The 20,211-nt window shown below is 38.4% G+C and carries 17 protein-coding genes and 1 pseudogene; 5 read left to right on the top strand and 13 right to left on the bottom strand.

Annotated features, from left to right (window positions below):
• Positions 1 to 98 precede the first annotated feature (98 nt).
• The 6 genes from AACQ38_RS14205 to AACQ38_RS14180 all read right to left on the bottom strand — a co-directional run bounded on the left by AACQ38_RS14205 (position 99) and on the right by AACQ38_RS14180 (position 8,682).
• Entirely contained in the window at positions 99 to 1,430 is a 1,332-nt protein-coding gene (locus AACQ38_RS14205; RefSeq protein ID WP_165578414.1) for an aspartate aminotransferase family protein, read from the bottom strand.
• Positions 1,431 to 1,656: 226 nt separating this feature from the next.
• Positions 1,657 to 2,778, bottom strand: a complete 1,122-nt coding sequence (locus AACQ38_RS14200) for a hypothetical protein (protein ID WP_165578413.1) — start codon at positions 2,776 to 2,778, stop codon at positions 1,657 to 1,659.
• A gap of 651 nt (positions 2,779 to 3,429) precedes the next feature.
• Entirely contained in the window at positions 3,430 to 6,876 is a 3,447-nt protein-coding gene (locus AACQ38_RS14195) for a molybdopterin-dependent oxidoreductase (protein ID WP_165578412.1), read from the bottom strand.
• A 203-nt stretch (positions 6,877 to 7,079) separates the two neighbouring features.
• Positions 7,080 to 7,991 (bottom strand): glycosyl hydrolase family 18 protein, encoded by a 912-nt coding sequence (locus tag AACQ38_RS14190; protein WP_112872313.1) that lies wholly within the window; start codon positions 7,989 to 7,991, stop codon positions 7,080 to 7,082.
• A 155-nt stretch (positions 7,992 to 8,146) separates the two neighbouring features.
• Positions 8,147 to 8,434: a type II toxin-antitoxin system RelE family toxin gene (locus AACQ38_RS14185; protein ID WP_165578411.1), complete on the bottom strand. Its 288-nt coding sequence runs from the start codon at positions 8,432 to 8,434 to the stop codon at positions 8,147 to 8,149.
• Positions 8,431 to 8,682 carry a type II toxin-antitoxin system Phd/YefM family antitoxin gene (locus AACQ38_RS14180; protein ID WP_011146514.1) on the bottom strand — a complete coding sequence of 84 codons (252 nt, stop codon included), beginning with the start codon at positions 8,680 to 8,682 and terminating at the stop codon, positions 8,431 to 8,433. Before AACQ38_RS14180 ends, AACQ38_RS14185 begins: the two co-directional genes overlap by 4 nt.
• Before the next feature lie 328 nt (positions 8,683 to 9,010).
• Between AACQ38_RS14180 and AACQ38_RS14175 the strand changes: the two genes are divergently transcribed.
• Positions 9,011 to 9,931, top strand: a complete 921-nt coding sequence (locus tag AACQ38_RS14175; RefSeq protein WP_165578410.1) for an alpha/beta hydrolase — start codon at positions 9,011 to 9,013, stop codon at positions 9,929 to 9,931.
• A gap of 6 nt (positions 9,932 to 9,937) precedes the next feature.
• On the opposite strand, the gene AACQ38_RS14170 is transcribed toward AACQ38_RS14175, so the two are convergent.
• Both AACQ38_RS14170 and AACQ38_RS14165 read right to left on the bottom strand, forming a co-directional pair.
• Positions 9,938 to 10,090: a hypothetical protein gene (locus tag AACQ38_RS14170; RefSeq protein ID WP_158538244.1), complete on the bottom strand. Its 153-nt coding sequence runs from the start codon at positions 10,088 to 10,090 to the stop codon at positions 9,938 to 9,940.
• Between the two features lie 177 nt (positions 10,091 to 10,267).
• Entirely contained in the window at positions 10,268 to 11,311 is a 1,044-nt protein-coding gene (locus AACQ38_RS14165; protein WP_242685594.1) for a hypothetical protein, read from the bottom strand.
• A 559-nt stretch (positions 11,312 to 11,870) separates the two neighbouring features.
• Here AACQ38_RS14165 and AACQ38_RS14160 point away from each other — a divergent pair.
• The gene (locus AACQ38_RS14160) at positions 11,871 to 12,332 is read left to right on the top strand and encodes a helix-turn-helix domain-containing protein (RefSeq protein ID WP_165578409.1); all 462 of its coding nucleotides are present in this window, start codon (positions 11,871 to 11,873) and stop codon (positions 12,330 to 12,332) included.
• Between the two features lie 302 nt (positions 12,333 to 12,634).
• On the opposite strand, the pseudogene AACQ38_RS14155 reads toward AACQ38_RS14160, so the two are convergent.
• From AACQ38_RS14155 to AACQ38_RS14140, 4 genes and pseudogenes are all read right to left on the bottom strand, one after another.
• A pseudogene (locus AACQ38_RS14155) lies at positions 12,635 to 12,796 on the bottom strand (type II toxin-antitoxin system RelE/ParE family toxin); the annotation flags it as partial.
• 41 nt (positions 12,797 to 12,837) lie between these two features.
• Positions 12,838 to 13,116: an antitoxin of toxin-antitoxin stability system gene (locus tag AACQ38_RS14150; protein WP_165578408.1), complete on the bottom strand. Its 279-nt coding sequence runs from the start codon at positions 13,114 to 13,116 to the stop codon at positions 12,838 to 12,840.
• Positions 13,076 to 13,219, bottom strand: a complete 144-nt coding sequence (locus AACQ38_RS14145) for a hypothetical protein (protein ID WP_165578407.1) — start codon at positions 13,217 to 13,219, stop codon at positions 13,076 to 13,078. The genes AACQ38_RS14150 and AACQ38_RS14145 overlap by 41 nt, the downstream gene beginning before the upstream one ends.
• Positions 13,220 to 13,435: 216 nt before the next feature.
• Positions 13,436 to 14,314 carry a PhzF family phenazine biosynthesis protein gene (locus AACQ38_RS14140; RefSeq protein ID WP_165578406.1) on the bottom strand — a complete coding sequence of 293 codons (879 nt, stop codon included), beginning with the start codon at positions 14,312 to 14,314 and terminating at the stop codon, positions 13,436 to 13,438.
• A gap of 190 nt (positions 14,315 to 14,504) precedes the next feature.
• Here AACQ38_RS14140 and AACQ38_RS14135 point away from each other — a divergent pair, with 190 nt between their 5' ends.
• Positions 14,505 to 15,818: a glycoside hydrolase family 30 protein gene (locus AACQ38_RS14135; RefSeq protein WP_165578405.1), complete on the top strand. Its 1,314-nt coding sequence runs from the start codon at positions 14,505 to 14,507 to the stop codon at positions 15,816 to 15,818.
• 38 nt (positions 15,819 to 15,856) lie between these two features.
• Positions 15,857 to 17,299 carry a 6-phospho-beta-glucosidase gene (locus AACQ38_RS14130; RefSeq protein WP_011146522.1) on the top strand — a complete coding sequence of 481 codons (1,443 nt, stop codon included), beginning with the start codon at positions 15,857 to 15,859 and terminating at the stop codon, positions 17,297 to 17,299.
• Between the two features lie 40 nt (positions 17,300 to 17,339).
• Here AACQ38_RS14130 and AACQ38_RS14125 read toward each other — a convergent pair whose 3' ends face one another.
• Positions 17,340 to 18,521 carry a DNA-binding transcriptional regulator gene (locus AACQ38_RS14125; protein ID WP_207631868.1) on the bottom strand — a complete coding sequence of 394 codons (1,182 nt, stop codon included), beginning with the start codon at positions 18,519 to 18,521 and terminating at the stop codon, positions 17,340 to 17,342.
• A 310-nt stretch (positions 18,522 to 18,831) separates the two neighbouring features.
• Here AACQ38_RS14125 and xylA point away from each other — a divergent pair, with 310 nt between their 5' ends.
• Positions 18,832 to 20,151: a xylose isomerase gene (gene xylA / locus AACQ38_RS14120; protein WP_165578404.1), complete on the top strand. Its 1,320-nt coding sequence runs from the start codon at positions 18,832 to 18,834 to the stop codon at positions 20,149 to 20,151.
• The last annotated feature ends 60 nt before the right edge of the window (positions 20,152 to 20,211 follow it).

The following is a 20,211-nucleotide window of genomic DNA, read 5'->3' as shown; positions in this document are numbered from 1 at the left end:
AGTAGCTGTGCTCTTGGGCTTTATTCTAAGCCTTTGAGTTTAACAATATTGAAATTGAAGACCTTATGGGTACGTCACGATTCATACACATCCTTACCTCAGCCAATGTGATGCAATACTTCTCCAACGGCGTCAAAAAGCCGATCCAAATCGGCTCGTTCAGCGTTGAACATAGGCCCGAATTGCAGCGTATCACCGCCAAAGCGTACGTAAAAACCGGCTTTCCAAAGTGCCATGCTGGCGTCAAAAGGACGTATAGCGGTATCACCGTCACGGGCAGCCAACTCAATTGCCCCTACCAAACCACAGTTGCGGATGTCAGTCACATTTGGACAGTGTCTGAGAGCATGAAGGGCCGTTTCGAAATGAGGGGCAAGTTCAGCAGAGCGTTGGATAAGATGGTTTTTATCCAACAGATCTAAAGTTGCTAACCCGGCAGCACAGGCTACGGGATGCGCCGAATAGGTATAACCGTGACTAAACTCCACGGAGTGTTCCGGTAAAGACTGGGACATAAAGGCTTCATAAATTTCACTGCTTGCCACTACGCCTCCCAAAGGAATGGCGCCATTGGTAATTTGTTTGGCAAAGTTAAGAAGATCTGGTGTCACACCAAAATATTCAGCACCAGTCCAGCGCCCCATGCGACCAAAGCCAGTAATAACCTCATCAAAAATCAACAAAATATTATGTTGATCACAAATTTCACGTAGACGCTGTAGATACCCTTTGGGCGGAATAATCGCACCGGCGGAACCGGACACAGGCTCGATAATAACTGCCGCAATATTGGAGGCATCATGCAGTTCGATCAACTTGAGCATCTCGTTGGCCAATTCTGCGCCGCCGGTTTCCGCCATACCTGGCGTAAACGCCATATCGGTCTGTAATGTATGGGGTAAGTGATCTACATCCATTAACTGTCCGAACATTTTGCGGTTGCCACCAATACCTCCCAAACTGGTACCAGCAATATTGACACCATGATAACCAAGTGCACGGCCAATCAGTTTAGTTTTCTCGGGTTGGCCTTTCACTCGCCAGTAAGCTCGTACCATTTTGACCGCGGTATCTACAGATTCAGAACCTGAACTGGTGAAAAAGACGTGATTGAGATCACCTGGCGTTAAATTGGCAATTTTTTCTGCCAGTTGAAACGACAAGGGATGACCGAACTGAAAGCCTGGTGAATAATCGAGGGTGCTCAATTGAGCAGCGACAGCTTGTTGAATTTCTGTCCGGGTATGGCCTGCCCCACAGGTCCAAAGACCGGATAGGCTGTCATAAATCTGGCGTCCTTTATCGTCTTTTAGCCATTGCCCCTCGGCAGCAACGATAAGGCGTGGATCGCGTTGGAAACTTCGGTTGGCACTAAATGGCATCCAGTGAGATTTTAGGTTTAATGATTCAGAATAATGGGTTTTAGACATCGATAACTCCTTCCAAAAGAATGAAATTTGAGTTTAGTTCAACTTCCTATTATTTTCCAACAATGACGAGTATTATTAGATCACAAATAATATTGGATGTAATTAAATATTTAAATACTTTATCTTTATCGAGAATCAAATTTATTTTATGCTGTAAAATAGAATGGATTTGAATATAGGGCGGAGAAGCCGCCCTATAAGTTATAATAAGATGAATAAATTCGTTTTATAATTTTGAGGTTGTAACTTTATAACTCAGGATGTGATCTTCTTCTTTTTCATAGTCTAAAGCTTTCTTGGTTATATCCATCAAATGTGAATTATTTTTATTATCTCTTAACATGCCTCCTTCTTTTAGGGCATATGTAAATTCAACACCAGATTCAACAATCTTTATCTCCTTCAATTCAAAGTTGTCTTTATACAAGTAACTCACTATTTTTTGCTGTAAGATGGGCAATAACATCTTGTAAGTAAATCCAGCAGCAAGGGTAATCACCGCACTTATATACCAAAGGGTAGGCTCTTCAATATCGGATACTCTTTTTTCCTGCCTGGAGTTATACTCACTATAGTTTTTTTCGATCAATTCAACTAAAGCAGAATGAGATGCAGTTAAATTAATATGGGCAGAAACCAAATTTTTCACTAATGAATTATCATAGAGTAACTGTGAAGGCTTACCAGGTTTAATTTTCCACTTTCCTGTAGTCGTATAAATAACTGTACACTCCTTTCTTTTGTCAAAATTTTCTTCTGTAATCAATGCAGAATCGCTAGACACGTCACTCATTTTGATGAGCTGATTCTCAATATACTCTCCGGTTTTAACATAAAACTCTATCTTAGGCTGAATGTGATATGTGTCGCTGGGTGATGGGAGCCAGGAGTAGCCAATAAAACCCGCTCCTGATTTAATACCAAATGTAAGACAGCTATACCACTGATTGATTTCTTGTTCTGTCAAATCGAAACCATTGATTTTAATTCCGACTTGGTTAGGTTCAGTTTCCTCACTCAACTTACTTAAGGATGGGTTAATATGTTCTTCGCTAGAGTCAAATTCTACCTTCCATACGCTCCCTAATTCTATATTTCTAAGGGAATGAGTAGATATTTTTGAACTAATACCTACCACCTTATTGTGTGAACTAGCCTTCAATTTAAATTCAAGAGGAATAATAAAAGCGTTTTCATCTCCTATTTCATGCTTAGATAATGTCATATAAGTTGATGAGTTAGCAAACACTTTATCACTTACTTCTGATTGTGGTTCACTGAGAAAACACCAAAACTTTTTCTTTTTATCTTGCTGGTTGACAATATAAATCTTATATTCTGTTGACATAATTTCACCTATAAATCCTATGAATAAAATATTAAAATTATGTGATTAGCTCATTGGCTTACATAATAGGTATAGTAATCATATAAATAACATAATCAGGTTATTTATGTTTGCCGTGATAATAATATAGAACTGTAGCAGCAATTAATTATATTGCAAAGACAGAGACGGTTTATATAAATCAAAAGCTGCTATATAAAAGAGTAGTACAGGGAATTTAAAAATCCAATTTAACCTAATTAATATAAATTAATCATGTCATTATTTATTTTATTACAAACTGACATATTTTGTTATTAAAAGATGGGAGATTGGGTTATCAACTATATGATTACGTTTAAGATTATGCCTGATACTTGAGCCTGTGATTTAAATAGTGCTGAATGCTGAATTTACTATCTTAGATATGATAAAAACTCACTAAAACCAAGCTTAAATTTATTTTCAATAAATTCAATTAAATATATACAAGTTATTTTATGGACTTAATTTTCGCTAAACATAAATTAAATTTATTGGCTGCTGATTTTGCCATTCAGTCCCCTATCCTTTTGACGGCATCAGTGACCTCGCCTCGACAATGAGCGAGGGAGAAATGTCGTCATCGTACATTTCTCCCTGAACGCCGCTGTAAGTTACCTTAGTATTTTTTTAGGCATCAATGGAAATATCTGAGATAGGTATACATTGACAAGTAAGGCACATTCCTTGCTCTGAAGGTTCTACGCCATTTAAGTGTTGTACTTCGCCACTTTTTAATTTCACAGCACAACTTTCACACTGTCCAACCCGGCATCCACTTGCCATCTTAATACCACTTTTTTCGCCAAAATTAAGGAGTGTTCCTTTGTCAGGGGACCATTCAAGAGGAACGCCAGATTTTTCAAATTTAACAGCAAAACTCTTCCCATCTTTAATTTTTACCGGCGTTAGCGATCGGAACATTTCTTTATAGATATCAAAAGGCGGAACGCCTAGAGTGAGTAAACCTTCTTCAAAAGTTTTCATCATAGGAGCCGGACCACACATATAAAAACGAGCTTGCTGTTTAATCAGTGTTTCAGGAACGGCATCCGCAGTAATATATCCATGATGCTGGTAATTAATACCCTCAATATCCACTGGCAACGGATTGCTGTAATAGTTGATTACCTTCAATTGCTTAATTTTTGACTCAAGCTCTTTTAGTCTTTTGGAGAAAGTATGTGTATTGCTGTTTTGATTAGCATACAACAATAAGAGTTCAGGCTTTTCACCGTTAGCGGGAAGAGATTCAAGATAACTTATGAATGGCGTAATACCAATTCCTCCTGCCAACATAACAACAGGTTGCTTAGCATTAAGCGGAATAATAAAGTTTCCTCCCGGAGGCGTCAGACTCACTTCGGCTCCGGCTACCAGTGTCTTGTTAATATATGAAGACATGACACCTTCAAAAGTTTCTCCGTCAGAAGTTATGCTTTTCTGATGTCGTACGGAAATACTGTAACTCTTTCTACCTTCCAGTGTTGCCGTTCCTGTCAAAGAATAGGCCCTGATGACAGGGGCATCCTGTCCAGGTATGGAAACTTGTACTGTGATATGTTGGCCAGGTTCATAATCAGGCAGAATTGTTCCATCTTGTGACTCAAAAATAACGGTTTTGACACCCTTAGCCTCGGGTTTTGTATCTACAACCCGAAATGCCTTACGGCCCTGCCACGGCCTTCTCTCCGGGTTGATATCTTCTGCGAGTTTAATATCACAGCGGAATGAACGGAGCGGAGAAGCGCCGCTGATAGGATCACAAGAGTCGTCAGAAATAAGCGCATTATAGTTACTGCTGTTTTTTCCTATGGCGGGAAAGCCTTCCTTCCCATAGTCGGGACACGCTTGCCACCAACCAAACTCAGCAATTATCGTGTCGTAAGCAATATTATCATCTAACGATGCTTTAAAACGTGCCTCGCCGTTGCGGGTGATGACTTCTACCCAATCTCCATTGTTAATACCTTTCTTTTCAGCCAATCTGCTGTTTATCTCAAGCTTCGGATAAGGTGATTTTTTGCGCAGACGGGTTAAACTTCTCTGTTGGCTATGACAATAGAAACCATTTTTTACCGAAGTTAGTCGATAAGGGAAATGTGATTCAGAGTTTAAATTCTCTTTTGGTTCATCATATATCGGTAGTGGCGGATAACCATGCCGCCACAATTTTTCAGAATAGATTTCAACCACTCCTGTTTCGGTATCAAAACCTTTAACTGTGTTCTTAACAGGATCGATCCCTGCGTATTTCCTATCATGCTGAATTAATGGCATTGAAATCCCTGCTGGCTTTTCTCTTAACGCCTCTACGGTTAAGCCAATAGGCTCAAGAATATAATTCCATCCCGCTTCAACGCTTCCATTAAAAAATAGATCATTCATGCCTAAGCGACAGGCCAAGTCGAAGACAATTTCGTTATCTGACCGGCTTTCTCCCCGAGGCGAAATCATTTTTTGCCTTAACTGAACGAGTTCTTCTGCCTTAGCTGAAATCTCAAATCCTACACGTAGCCCTTCTCTCTCCCAAGGCGTATTCACGGGTAGTAAGATGTCAGCATAATGTGCAGTAGGCGTTTCAAAGAGATCACAATGAACATGAAATTCAAGCTGTTTTAGCGCATCTATCCCAATTTTGGTGTCAGCATGAGATGACAACATATTCGTACCAAATGCCATCATAGCTCTAATCGGGTAAGGCCGTTTGTGCAAGATTGCTTGATACAGATCATGTGATGTTATCCAACCATCTAGAGGTGGCCCCAACGGTCTTTCCTTAAAGCCAAGTGCTTTTTCTTGCTGTTCCTTTGGCATAAGTCTGCGAGCATTTACAGGATTAACGGGATGCTTATTGTACACCCTGTTACTTCCCTGAGTGTCAAAACACCCGGTTAATGCGTACAGCACGGCAATTGCTCGTTCAGTCTGGGTTGCATTGGTATGTTGAGCTACACCTGTCCAAGAATGATAAGCAATTCGTTTGGAAGAGATGATTAAATCTGCGGCATATAGGAGTTTTTCTTTGGTTATGCCGGTGATTTTTTCTACATATTCAGGTGTGTATGGTTGACACTCATTTAGAAGTCGCTGGAATGCAGATTTGCATGGTATTTTTTTATTTACATCTTCCGCAGAATTAATCGAAAATTCGCCTAATAAAGCATAATGATCATTTTCATCACATGGCACATTTTCGTGAATATCATAGGGTAGCGGAGACTGAGTTATGTTATTCCAGACAACATATCTGTTTTTCTTAGCTGAAATGTTTATATCTTTTTCTCTCAAGAAAAGACCATTATCATTTCGTACTAACAATGAGGCGTTCGTCCAGCGTGCTACAAACGCCTGATCATATCCTCTTCGGTTTATGATGATATTTATTAGCCCGAGGGCTAACGCGGCATCCGTCCCAGGATTGATGTTGAGCCAATTATCAGATTCTTTAGCAAGAGCCGTATGTCTAGGATCGACAACGATAAGTTTGGCACCTGCATTTCTTCCCGCGCCAAGAGCTTCCGCTTGCGCAAGCCATGTATTTGTTGGATTGTGCCCCCATAAAATGATCAGCTCGGCATTTCTGTAATCAGCTACAGGAATACTGCACCCAAAGGTAAACTTATGTGCCTCGTCTTTATGCCAGTTACACACTTCTGTACTATAGCAGACGTTAGGGCTGCCGAAATTTCGAATGAAGCGCTCTATCCATTCAAGACTATCACTAAGAGGTGTTCCACTTGGTGAGGTGACTGAGAAAGCAACCGATTCTGCACCAGACTCAGCCTTATAGAAAGCCAGTTTCTCAGCAACATACGTCAAAGCTTCATCCCAGGTGATTTTTTCCCAGCCTGGATCGGCATCACCTTTGGGATTTGTCCTACGAAGAGGATGAAGAATCCGGTTAGGACTATGAGCCAGTTCTGGTGCAGCTTTACCCTTCATGCACATGGCGTTGCCGGTCGGGTGTTTTGGGTTCTGTTGGATTTTTATCAGTGTATCGTTACGAACTTCGTTGACAGTGCCACATCTTGATCTACAGAGAGTACAATATCCCTCTTTAAACTCGCTCTTCATAAGATAACCTCATACGGCTTCACAAAATATTTACTTCACGATTCTTGCGGATGGTTAATACCAGTACGTATTACTGGTTCTCTTCCCTTTTATTATTTTTCATCAAACTGGGTAATGTGTAACTGTTTTTCAAGCTACACAAAATAAAATCAAAAATTCAACGGTATTTATTTTTATAACCAACTAAAGTATTAACAATGTAATTATTCATAATTACTTGCATTGTCTTTGCTGGTATCCGGGACATAGATAACTTCTTTATTTATCCCCTCTTCTGCTTTGATGATTTTGGTGTAATATTGAGATGCTTGGTCAATTGTAAATATTGTATTAGGTGACCATACCATCATCCCACTATATCCGTTATTAATGACTGAGCGGGTAATATTCTGCACTGAGGATATCGAATTTTTTTCGGGGGAGATACCCAACAACAAATTTTCTTTCTTCATCCCGAAGTTAACGTATGGAACCAGTTTACTGGCACTGGTGTTGATGTAAGTCATCTCGTAACCTGCATCCAGTAAATTTGCTATATTTGTCGGTTCCTTGAAGTAGAGATAATCTGACCACAGGGCTTTGGTCAGTACCTTTTGGGCAAATTTTGGATGGCTTTTAATCGCATCCGCTACCCAATAGAAGGATTGACGATTACCATAGCATGTTGAATATTCATCATCGATATTGATTCCATCCAATCCGTATTTAACGACATCATTTACCATTTCATTGGCAAGTTTCGTTGCCGTTGCTTGACTCATATTACATGACCAACCTGCATTTTGATGATTGCCCAGATAGGATAGTTGAACTCTGATGCCCTTTTTTTGCAAATTCCGCACTAGGGAAATATTTTCTTTGAGTATCGAGCTTATTTTATCGTTGTAAAACAGTACAGGGCTATTAGATATACTATTGTTAATATTTGCTGCGAATAATATAACATCGGAAAAAAATGGTTTTTCAGTTTGTTTCACAACAAAATTACCGATATCCTTGACATGTTGCGGTGAAGGATTACTCAGAAATGTAATATTATTTGCTGCAAGAGATTGATTTGTTGCAAAGGTAATAATAAGTACAACTTTCAACAAATTGATATTTTTTAAGATCATAAATAAACCTCTTATCTTGGTTTTAATTATGTCATTTCTATATTGTTGTATGGATTTATTCTATGCATTGTTTTGAATTCAAATTCAGTTTCATTGAAAATCCAGATTTGAATTTTGCATCATCACTAACGACAGAGCATCTGACATTCCCTTATCTATCTTAGTCTCTTACTTGCTAGCTCATACACTTCACTCCGTTCGCGCTTACCAACTGCTACTACGGCGATAATCAACACATTATCTATGACCTCATAAACTAAGAGAAAACCAGAAGCGCGTAATTTTATTTTGTAACAATTCGGCATGCCTCGAAGTTTAGCTGATGGAATATGAGGTTCAACACAGCACTTTTTCAGCTTCTTAGCAAATTGTTGTTGGACTGATTTATCAAGTCTCTTCCACTCCTTGAGTGCATCTTCCCTGAATTTCACTCTATAGATCATAGATAATTATCCAAATCTACATCAACCAATGCCTGCCCTCTACGCTCATTTACCAGTCGAATAAGCTCTTGATCGTCCAAAGCATCAAGTATCTGTTCATAGAGCTCCGCAGGAATACAATAAAACACGGGTTGGTTACGATTTAGGATCGCAATAGGGTATCCAGCCCCGGCACTAAGGGTCGCCATAGGGTTCTTTTTAAGTTCACTAATGCTTGCGCTAATATCTGACAGAATTATGTTGGCCATAAAAACACTCCAAAAGACTTGTTAATAAGTCTTATAGTAGCTTTCTTTGTTGAGAAAAGAAACAAAAAAGACCGTTTAAAAGGTCTTTTTCTCCGGTGGTCTTTTTTTATTCTCATTACTATCAGCGTCTTGCTCGTATACAATTATCTATGCTGGTTTTAACTATTGGAGCTGAGTACGCGACACGAGATGCACTTATCTCACAATGAAAAAAGTGTCATCGAATATAGACAGCGCAATTATCACTAACTGTGGGCATTTTGTTACTGAATAATGCCCGAATAATTTTGCCATCAGGCAATCACCTTTTTACAGAGGAATCATTATCATGCCACTTGATAAAAATGTTGAAAAATGGCTTGCTTCCACGTCTGAAATTGCAATAGGAGAAGATTCCCCCCTGGAACAACTTCGAATCGTTCTTGAGCATGCTCTTATCCAGCAACAGGGCGAATGGAACGATGCGACATATAATAGCAGCTTTACTGTCCTCGCAGAGGATGGTTTCCCTATTCCGGTTCGCATGTATGTACCCTATGGAAAAGAAAAGATGAGTGATAAACCCGCGCTGGTTTATGCTCATGGCGGCGGGTGGTGTTTAGGAAGTCTTGATGCTTGGGATCGCCCTTGCCGTAAGCTGGCGGAATCAATGGGTTGCGTTATTTTCTCGGTAGACTATCGGCTTGCCCCAGAAAACCCTTTTCCGGTACCCCTAACGGATTTCTATGCGGCTCTATGCTATGTCACTGATAATGCGGAAAAGTTTGGTATCAATAGGCAACAAATTGCGGTCGGTGGTGATAGCGCAGGTGGTAATCTTGCCGTTGCCGCTTGTTTGATGTCGCGAAACCAAGAAGGGCCTGCTATTTGCCATCAATTGCTATTCTATCCAGCTTTAGATGCATCAATGGAAACGGATTCATACGATAAATATGGTGAAGGTTATGTATTGACAAAACAGATGATGGCATTCTTTTGGCAGGCATACATTAATGAGCACAACAGCAGAACAAATCCACTTATCTCACCTTCTCATTTAACGCATTTTGAAGGATTGCCAGATGCAACTATTTTGCTTTGCGAATACGATCCGCTAAGAAGTGAAGGCGAAGCTTATGCTCAGCAATTAAGAGATGCCGGTGTGTCCGTGCAGATTGAAACTATTGAGGGAATGATACATGGTGCGATGCATATGACTGCGGTGACACCATCCGTTGAAGCATTTTACAAAAAATTCTGTTTTTGTTGAAAAGCATCATCTCTGTTTCAGGCCAATTTGATAAGAATTGGCCCGATAACACTCTGGAATCATCAGGATACGGGCATGGGTAGTCGTCCCGACAAAATATATATACCCGTCATCTTTCAAGTTGCCTCTTTGTTGGCTGCACTCACTCACCCCGGTCACATAGTTTGCTATGCTCCCGGGGATTCGTTCCTTTGCCGTCGCGATGCATCTTGAAATCTATAAGGTATAGTCCAGGAAGAATTGTTTTCCTGGACTGATTTATTCAACAAAGCCGGAGATGAGGTTTTATTTGCTATACTGATCTCATACCTGCATAACTATTTTTGGGCACCTTATTTAAAACTGACCAATAAAAGGCTCAAGAATTTTAACCGAATCAGCTTCGCTTACATGAGCCGATGTTGCCTTTATAAGTGCTTTATTAAATTCAACTAATTTCAGACAGGTATTCATACGTTGTGATGAATTTAATCTACTTAAGAGGTTTCTATCTTGCTGATATACAGGCAAGTCAATCTTTGCATTTGGAGCACCTTCACATTTATCATTCTTAAAATACTTAGTAATACCATAGCTGGTTACATCACGAAGAGTATCTGTGGATTTATTGTAATTATATGTAGTGCCCTTGTCCTTACTGAAATCGTAAATCATAGTCACTAAGGCAATCGAGGGTATTTTCACATCTTGATCGGAAAAAATTTTCTCCCGCCATACTTTTAATATTTTTCCTGAACGATTAATTATCTCTCTTTTAGGTGTTTTTTTACTGAAAACATTATCAAGTTCGGAGTATAGGCTAAGACGTTCTGAACGATACCATTCTGATGTGGCAGGATCTTTTCCATAGTTCAATTCAGAACACCTTTTATCGATAGAGCATAAAAGTGTTGATTTGTTCAGAACGTTGAAAAATGCAATATCGATATCTTCTGCACTGTTACTTAAATTTACTACGGGAATCTTAATAGTATAATTATACCTACTACCAAAAACTTCCTTGAATACATTGACAGCATCAGCCTTTAGTTCAATCGGGCTGAGTCTGTTCATAGATTCGCCATTGTTGTATTTATAAACAAATGCAATGTCAAGATCTGATGAACTAGCCAGAGCCATTCCATAAGCTAGACTTCCCTGAACCTCCATACCAACCTTTGAAAAAGTACCATACTTGCCCCAATATTTTGCAGAATACAACTTGTCAACAGATGCGCTATACAGCTCGTTCCCAAGTTTATATAGTTGCTCTTCTGTACTTTTTGGTAATGAAATTTTATTTTCAAAGTTAATCATTCTCGTTTCCTGAATTGCTCCTATGGAAAACGAGGAAAAGAAAAATAATGTGGCCGGCAATAAAGAAAAAAATTTATTACTCATACATACTCCTTAAGTTTAGTTAATAATTAGATGATTTTTAAATGGTCGTGGGTTTGTTTCTATGTTTCATAGAGCATTACAATATTCGAATATTTCAATGTGAATTAATTCAATAGTGATTAATTCAATCCGTTACTTATAATTTTTAAACATCCGTAAAATATAAACAGAGTTTTCATGGCCTTGCTGCATCGATATATTTATAGAGTGTTGGTTTCGATATCACCATTAATTCAAAAATCTGTTTTACGGTATTGAGTATATCCGTCAAAAAAGGGCATTTTCATTATCAAATAACGTGGATTCATTATCATTTAATCTTGGCTTGAAGTCAGGATGGAATTATTTAATGTGGGTTTAAAATCATTATTGATTGCAGGTTTGGTGTTTTTCGAACGATATGCTAAATCTGGTTCTTTCTCCGAGAAGAGTTGCCTTGGAAATGGTTATTGCGAAAAACGTATCAGATTCTGCTTAAAACAATTGTGTTACGTTTATTGCGATTTTCGTTTATTTTGTTTAATGTGCTAAGTCAAAATGAATGACTAACAGGTGCAACATGATTACTTCCACTTTCTCTGATATAAATCTTCCGGCTAAACGCGAAAGTGAAATAGCTGGAAAGGGGCTGCGTGAACTTTCAGCGTTCCTTTCAACAAAACTTGAAACTCAGCAGATTTCAATTATTAGTGATGATCATAAATCTCATCAAATTGAAGTGCCTACATCTGCGCTTACTATGCTAGTGCAAATCTTGAGTGAACTCGCTTCAGGTAATGCAGTGCAAATTGTTCCTGTTCATGCCGAGCTAACCACTCAAGAAGCCGCAAACATATTGAATGTATCGCGGCCTCATATGGTTAAACTTCTGGAAGATGGTTGTCTTCCTTTCCATAAAACAGGCCGACATCGGCGTATTCGTTTTGCTGATCTGATGGAATATAAAAAGCAGCGTAATGCTGAGAGTATGGAGGCTATGAAGGCATTAGCTAATCAGGCTCAGGAATTAGGGATCTACTAATGACCCATTCCCCGTACCATTCAATTACTATCGGAAAACATCTGTTTTCCGACAAAATAAGCGGCCTTTCTGAATTATCTAATAATCCATAGGGTGTATTAGTAGGTGGTTGTTTAGTTTTTTAATATTCGCTACGGTCTAGCTCTTTTACTCTACCTTTTATCAGTGACAGGCATTGATAAGTAAAGTTTCGCGTTTATCGTCAATGGTTTTCGCTACTACTTCATTTTGTGCATAGGTGGCCACTGTCTGGCTGTATGGATAAGCGTCAATATCCATACTATTTCTCCGTTGATCTCATATACCAGGCGATAACTCTCGTTTGGAAACAGCTCACGAGTGCCTGGCATTTTCCCCGGCCGGCCAAGCATGGGATGTCGTGCAAGATTGGATGCTGCATCACTAAACTGTTCATCCATTCTGGCTGCCGCGTATGGATTATCGGCTGCGATGTAGTCCCACACGTCAGCGCGGTCTTGCTTCGCTTCTGGTGTCCAGATAACTTTCACGCTTGGTTCACCACATTGGCACGCCGTGCGGCAAACTCGGCTTCGACCTCATCATTAGGTTGGCCCAAACCAGCACGCATTGAGGCTCGCCCTGCTTCTACCTTGTGACATAGGAATTTATCGTATTCTCGTTCCTCACGTTGGCGTTGAATAAACTCGCGCATGAGTTCGCGTAGCACCTGTGAGGCTGGGCGGTGAGCAGCTTCGGCTTCAGCCATAAATTCGGCACGTAGTTCAGGTTCTAATTTCATCGTAAAAACAGCTTGTTTCGTCATGGTCTGACTTCCTAACATTATTATTCTGTACTAATAAAGTATATATATACCCGCCGTCTTTCAAGTTGCTTCTTTGTTGGCTGCACTCACTCACCCCGGTCACATCGTTATCTATGCTCCCTTGCCGCCGCGATGCATCTTGAAATCCATAGGGTATAATCTTATTACTCTACGCGATTTTCTAGCATAATTAGGGAGAATTGGAATCAATATTGCTTGTCGGAAAACATCTGTTTTCCGACAAAATAAGCGGCCTTTCTGAATTATCTAATGAGAAATTTTACGTAAGATATTGTGCATATTAGGGCTGATAATTTTTTTAAATTGTGATGGTGCCATTGATACAAGTCACAGCACTACCGCCGACAAAAATCTTACCATCAGCATGGCTAAGCCATACACTTCCCTGACGGCCAAGTTTTTTGCCTTGTGATGAATGAACGATTTTATCGTCAATCATTGCTACTTTGTGGTGGCGCATAAATGCAGCAACACTGCCGTTGCCACTACCGCAAACTGGGTCTTCATTGACACCGCATGATGGGGCGAAAGAGCGTACTTCAATGTCAGCCTCTGCTCCCTCACGATAGGCACCGTACAGACAAACGCCGGTTATGTTCATTTGCGTGTCGTGTTCAAGCAATCTGGCATAGTCGGGTTTTGTTGCCAGCACAGCTTCTGCTCCAGTGGTATGAGCAACAATCCAGCGAGCTCCCACATCGATAAGTGCGGGTGTTAGCGCGCGATCTAACTGGCAGCCTAGAATATTTTCGAGGCGATCTATCTGCTCGGAACTAAGCGGTGTGATGGTTGGTTCTGGTAGTTCGATAGTGATTAATTTCTGACCTCCATCCCTTTCGGTAACGTTTAATGTAATCAGTCCCGCCCCACATTCCTGCACAATACGCCCTTCTCTTATCTGAATTAAACCGGCTTCAAGAAGAGCATGTGCGGTACCGATTGTAGGATGACCAGCAAAGGGAAGTTCGCTACCGGGTGTGAAAATTCGGACACGATAATCTGCTAATGGATTTTCTGCCGGAAGGATAAAAGTGGTTTCAGAAAGGTTGGTCCAGTTGGCAATGCCCTGCATCTGTATTGATGAAAGTTCTTGAGCATCCATAACAACGGCAACGGGATTTCCCTTAAAGGGTCGGTGAGTGAATACATCAACCTGTTTAAATGGTACGAGAGACATAAAATTTCCTTTTTATGGTGGCAAAAGTGGTTAGTATATAATAAAAGAATAACTTAGAAAAAAGATATGTGATGAAACTCAAAAAAAACAATTAAGTTAAACCATTTGTGAAATAACATAATACTAATATTAAGATAATTATGTTTAATTAATTTCAATAAATTAATACTTTTATGGGAAATAATAAATCATGATTAAAGTTATCTATACAAATAATAAAGAACAATGGAAAGAAGGATTGTCGATCATAAAAACAGATGAGAAGGCTAATTTAATTATCACTAATAATCGAGGTCGAAAATTAGATGGCTTTGGCGGTTGTTTTAATGAACTTGGGATGAAAGCTTTATTAGATCTGGATAAAGAAAATAAAAAAACTGTGTTAGATAAGTTATTTTCGCCAGATGGTGAATGCAAATTAACATTAGCCAGAATACCTATTGGTGCCAGCGATTATGCCATTTCTTGGTATAGTTTAAATGATATTGAAGATGATTATAATATGGCACACTTTTCGATTCAAAGAGATAGAAATTTACTGATTCCCTATATAAAGGAAGCGTTAAAAAGACAACAAAATTTAAAAATATCTGCTTCACCGTGGAGTCCGCCGGTATGGCTTAAGACTCACCAAGTCTATAATTTTGGCAGATTAAAAAGCGATGTTCAAAGCCAGAATGCATATGCTTTATATTTTGCAAAATTTATCGAAGAGTATCAGAAAGAAGGTATTTCAATTGATCAAATTCATATCCAGAATGAAGTTGCTGCGGATCAAAAATTTCCTTCTTGTGTGTGGAGCGGTGAACAGTTAAGAGAGTTTATAAAAAAATATCTCGGTCCGAAATTTGAACAAAATAATGTAAAAGCTGAGATTTGGCTAGGTACTATTAATGCCCCTGAGTTCTCTAAAGAAATTGGACAGGATTATGATGATTATGCAAATTGTGTATTGCGTGACATAGACGCCTATAAATATATAAAAGGCGTTGGTTATCAATGGCAAGGAAAAAATGCTATTCAAAGAACGGTACAAAGCTATCCAGAATTAAGATATTATCAAACTGAAAATGAGTGTGGTGATGGTCATAATAGTTGGGAATATGCTCATTATGTCTTTACCCTTTTCAGGCATTATTTAACCAATGGTGCTAATGGTTATTTGTACTGGAATATGGTGCTGCATTCAGGTGGAGAAAGTAGTTGGGGCTGGAAACAGAATAGCATGATAAGTATTCCAAAAGGAATAAATGAAGTGATATATAATCCAGAGTATTATGTCATGCGTCATTTTTCTGGTTTAATTTTGCCTGATGCGCAACATATTGAATTAGAAGGTAGTATGTCAGGAAATGCCGTTGCTTTCGAGAATAAAACAGGTTCCCTTGTGGTGAATATAAATAACTCTTATAAAGAAAAGCAAAAAATAAATATTAGTTATAATAATGATATTTGGTCTATTTATTTGGAACCTAACTCGATTAATTCTATTATCTTTAACTAAGAAAGATTTTTGATGAAGATAATAATCAGGAGTTACTTATGAAGAATAAATTCCCCACCGGTTTCTTATGGGGCGGCGCGGTTGCCGCTAATCAAGTTGAAGGTTATTGGAATCAAGATGGTAAAGGAATGAGCATTGCTGATGTTATGACAAAAGGAGAGCACGGCGTTAATCGTGTCATAACTCATGGTATTGAGGAAAATAAAATCTATCCTAATCATCAAGGTGTGAAATTTTATTCCCATTATAAAGATGACATTGCACTATTTGCAGAAATGGGATTCAAATGTTTTAGGACATCAATTGCTTGGTCAAGAATTTTTCCTCATGGTGATGAATTACAACCTAACGAAGCTGGCTTAAAATTTTACGATGATCTTATTGATGAATTATTGAAATATAATATTGAACCCATTATTACCTTATCTCACTTTGAAATGCCTTATCATTTGGTTAAGGAATATGGCGGTTGGCATAACCGAAAATTAATAAACTTTTTCATGAATTTTAGTTTGACGGTTATGGAAAGATATAAAAATAAAGTCAAATACTGGATTACATTTAATGAAATTAATAACCAAATAAATTGGCAATATCCACTATTTGGTTATTGTAATTCAGGTGTGATTTATCAGGATTATGACAATCCAGAACAGGTTATGTATCAGACTATTCATCATCAATTTGTTGCTAGCGCAAAGGTTGTCAAATTAGGCCATGAAATAAATCCTAATTTTAAAATTGGCGGCATGATCCATATGTCGCCATTATATCCAGCGAGCTGTAAGCCGGAAGATGTTTTATATGCACAACAAGCCATGCGTCAGAAATATCTTTTTAGCGATGTTCAACTTCGTGGATATTATCCATCTTATCTTATTAAAGAATGGGAAAGAAAAAAGATAGAACTTCATATTGAAGATGATGATTTAAATTGGTTAAAGGAAGGTTGCGCTGATTATTTAGCGATAAGCTATTATATGAGTAATATCGTCTCTTCATCCACAGAAATGTTAGAAAAAAATAGCCAATCCCTCTCCTTCTTCGAAAAAGGAAGAGACAATCCTTATTTAAAATCCTCTGAATGGGAATGGCAAATTGATCCTATAGGTATTCGATACAGTTTATCTGAGTTATATGAGCGTTATCAAAAACCCATTTTTATCGTTGAAAATGGGCTAGGTTCCGTTGATAAATTACCTCAAAATGGTGTTATCAATGATGATTATCGTATTGAATATTTAGCATCACACTTATCTGAAATTAAAAAATCTATTTTATTCGATGGTGTTGATATCCTCGGTTATACTTCATGGGGATGTATCGATTGTGTCTCTTTTTCGACCGGTGAATATCGTAAACGATACGGGTTTATTTATGTCAATGTTGATGATAATGGAAATGGGGATTTTGTACGTTATAAGAAAAAGAGTTTTTCTTGGTATAAGAAAGTTATAGCAACGAACGGCGAAGATATCTAATTAAATTAAAAGCTACCCTATTTGTTTGAGGGTGGCTTATTTAACTCTTTTTGGTAATTTTATATTTATCTCGATACTCTTTAGGGGTCATATTATAATTTCGTTTGAACATGGAGTGAAAATAATGTAAAGAAGAATAGCCGCAAACGGTAACAATTTCACTGATTGAAATAGAGGTATGGATTAAAAGATTTTTTACCTTATCTAATTTCTCATTATGAATAATAGTATGAATTGTTTGTCCAAATTCACTTTTAAAACGGTTTTCAAGATTAGAACGTGACATACCAATAGCATCAATAACTTGTTCAACTCTTATCCCTTTACACGCGTGATGACGAATATAATGCATTGCTTGAATAACCGCGGGATCATTTAATGCCCGAAAATCTGTCGATTGCCTTGCTATAACCTTTAACGGGGGAATTAATTGGCGGTGGTATTTTTTAGGAACGTAGCCTTTAAGAAGTTTATGAAGCAATTTTGCTGCCTGGTAGCCCATTTGCTGTGTCCCCTGCACAACGGAAGAGAGTGCCGTACGTGAAAGAAAACGGGCTATTTCTTCATTATCTATACCTATAACACAGATTTTTTCAGGAATAGGAATATTTAGATATTCACATGCGGCTAAAATATGTCGAGCTCGGGCGTCCGTTACCGCGATAATGCCGGTATTTGGGGGTAAAGTTTGGAGCCAATCTTTTAATCTATTTTGCGCATAAAACCAATCTTCCGGTGTCGTCTCCATTCCTTGATATATCACACCTTGATATTTTTCTTTTTCGACTAATTGTCGGAAAGCGTATTCACGTTCTATTGCCCATCGTTTACCACTTGTCTGAGGTAAACCATAAAATGCAAAGCGTTTAATACCTTTATCTTTTAAGTGATTAAACGCACTTTCTATTAAAGCAAAGTTATTTGTTGCAATATAATGCGCGGCGGGATAATGACTTTCTTGGTGATAAGAGCCACCGACACCGATAACAGGAATCTCTAACGGGCTGAAAAAACGTTGAATTTCTATATCATCAAAATCAGCAATAATTCCATCACTCTGTAAGGTTTTCAGGCTATTTAATTTAGTAGTGAAATCTTCTTCAATGAAGATATCCCAATTACATTGAAATTCCTGTAAATATTCACCTATTCCTTCTATCACCTGACGATCATAAGCTTTATTAGCGTTAAATAATAGTGTTATATGGTATCGTCTGTTCATTATTGATGCCCTTATTTAATCATAATTATTTTTCTATTTTCAGGGTTAAATTAATGCCAATTTATGAGATAAATCACACAATTAACAAGAATCTTAATGAAGAAATAAAATAACGCAATTGAAAATAGCGACATTGATGAACAAAATTTTATATACACATATGTCTATACCCTATGGATTTCAAGATGCATCGCGGCGGCAAGGGAGCGAATCCCCGGGAGCATAGCAAACTATGTGACCAGGGTGAGAGAGTGCAGCCAACAAAGAAGCAACTTGAAAGATGACGGGTATATATTAGAGAGAGGCTGATATGCACCGGTATTTTGAGAGAGTAAATAGAATTAGTTACGAAGGTAGGCAAAGTAATAATCCATTAGCTTTCCGTCACTACAACCCCGAAGAGATTATTCTAGGCAAAAAGATGAAAGATCATCTGCGTTTTGCCGTCTGCTATTGGCACAATTTTTGTTGGGATGGTACTGATATGTTTGGTTCTGGGGCATTTGAGCGTTTTTGGCAAAAAGGAGGTGATGCTTTAGAACTGGCGAAGCTTAAAGCTGATGTTGCTTTTGAATTTTTCTACAAACTCAATATTCCTTTTTATTGTTTCCACGATATTGATGTTGCCCCTGAAGGTTGTTCCTTAAAAGAATATATTTATAATTTGGGTGTCATGTCCGATATTCTTGCAGATAAACAAGCAGAAACTGGCGTTAAATTATTATGGGGAACGGCAAACTGTTTTACACATCCTCGTTATGCTGCCGGTGCGTCAACTAATCCAGATCTCAATATTTTCGCTTATGCATCAGCACAAGTATGTCAAGTTATGCAAATCACTAAAAAGCTAGGTGGTGAAAATTATGTACTGTGGGGCGGACGTGAAGGCTATGAAAGTTTGCTCAATACAGATTTACGTCAAGAAAGAGAACAAATCGGTCGTTTTATGCAAATGGTTGTGGATTACAAATATAAAATTGGTTTTCAGGGAACATTGCTAATTGAACCTAAACCTCAGGAGCCGACTAAACACCAATATGATTATGATGTAGCGACTGTTTATGGTTTCCTAAAGCAGTTTGGTTTAGAAAATGAAATTAAGGTGAATATTGAAGCTAACCATGCCACATTAGCTGGACACTCATTTCAACATGAAGTTGCCACCGCGATTGCATTGGGAATATTGGGCTCTATTGATGCGAATCGCGGGGATGCTCAATTGGGTTGGGATACCGATCAATTTCCAAATAGTGTCGAAGAGAATTCTCTTGTAATGTATGAAATCTTAAAAGCCGGTGGCTTTACCACGGGCGGTTTAAATTTCGATGCAAAAGTTCGCCGTCAAAGTATTGATATTGATGATCTGTTTTATGGGCATATCGGTGCCATCGATACGATGGCTTTATCATTAAAGAGCGCGGTGAAAATATTAGTAGACGGTAAATTAGATGAGTATGTCGCTCAGCGTTATTCTGGTTGGAATAGTGAGTTAGGTAGAAATATTCTTGAAGGAAAAATGACACTTGATGAAGTGGCTTACTATGCAGAAACATTGGTTCAGGAACCTAAACATCGAAGTGGGCAACAGGAATTACTCGAAAATCTTATTAATCGCTATATTTATGATTAAATTAGTTATTGGCTAACAGGTCCTACGTTGGGAACAGTCAAATTAGCACAACACAACATC

It is taken from the genome of Photorhabdus sp. RW14-46, assembly GCF_963887965.1.
GTDB lineage: Bacteria > Pseudomonadota > Gammaproteobacteria > Enterobacterales > Enterobacteriaceae > Photorhabdus > Photorhabdus laumondii.
The sequence above is the reverse complement of the archived record's forward strand: the minus strand, read 5'-3'. Positions and strand labels throughout refer to the sequence as shown.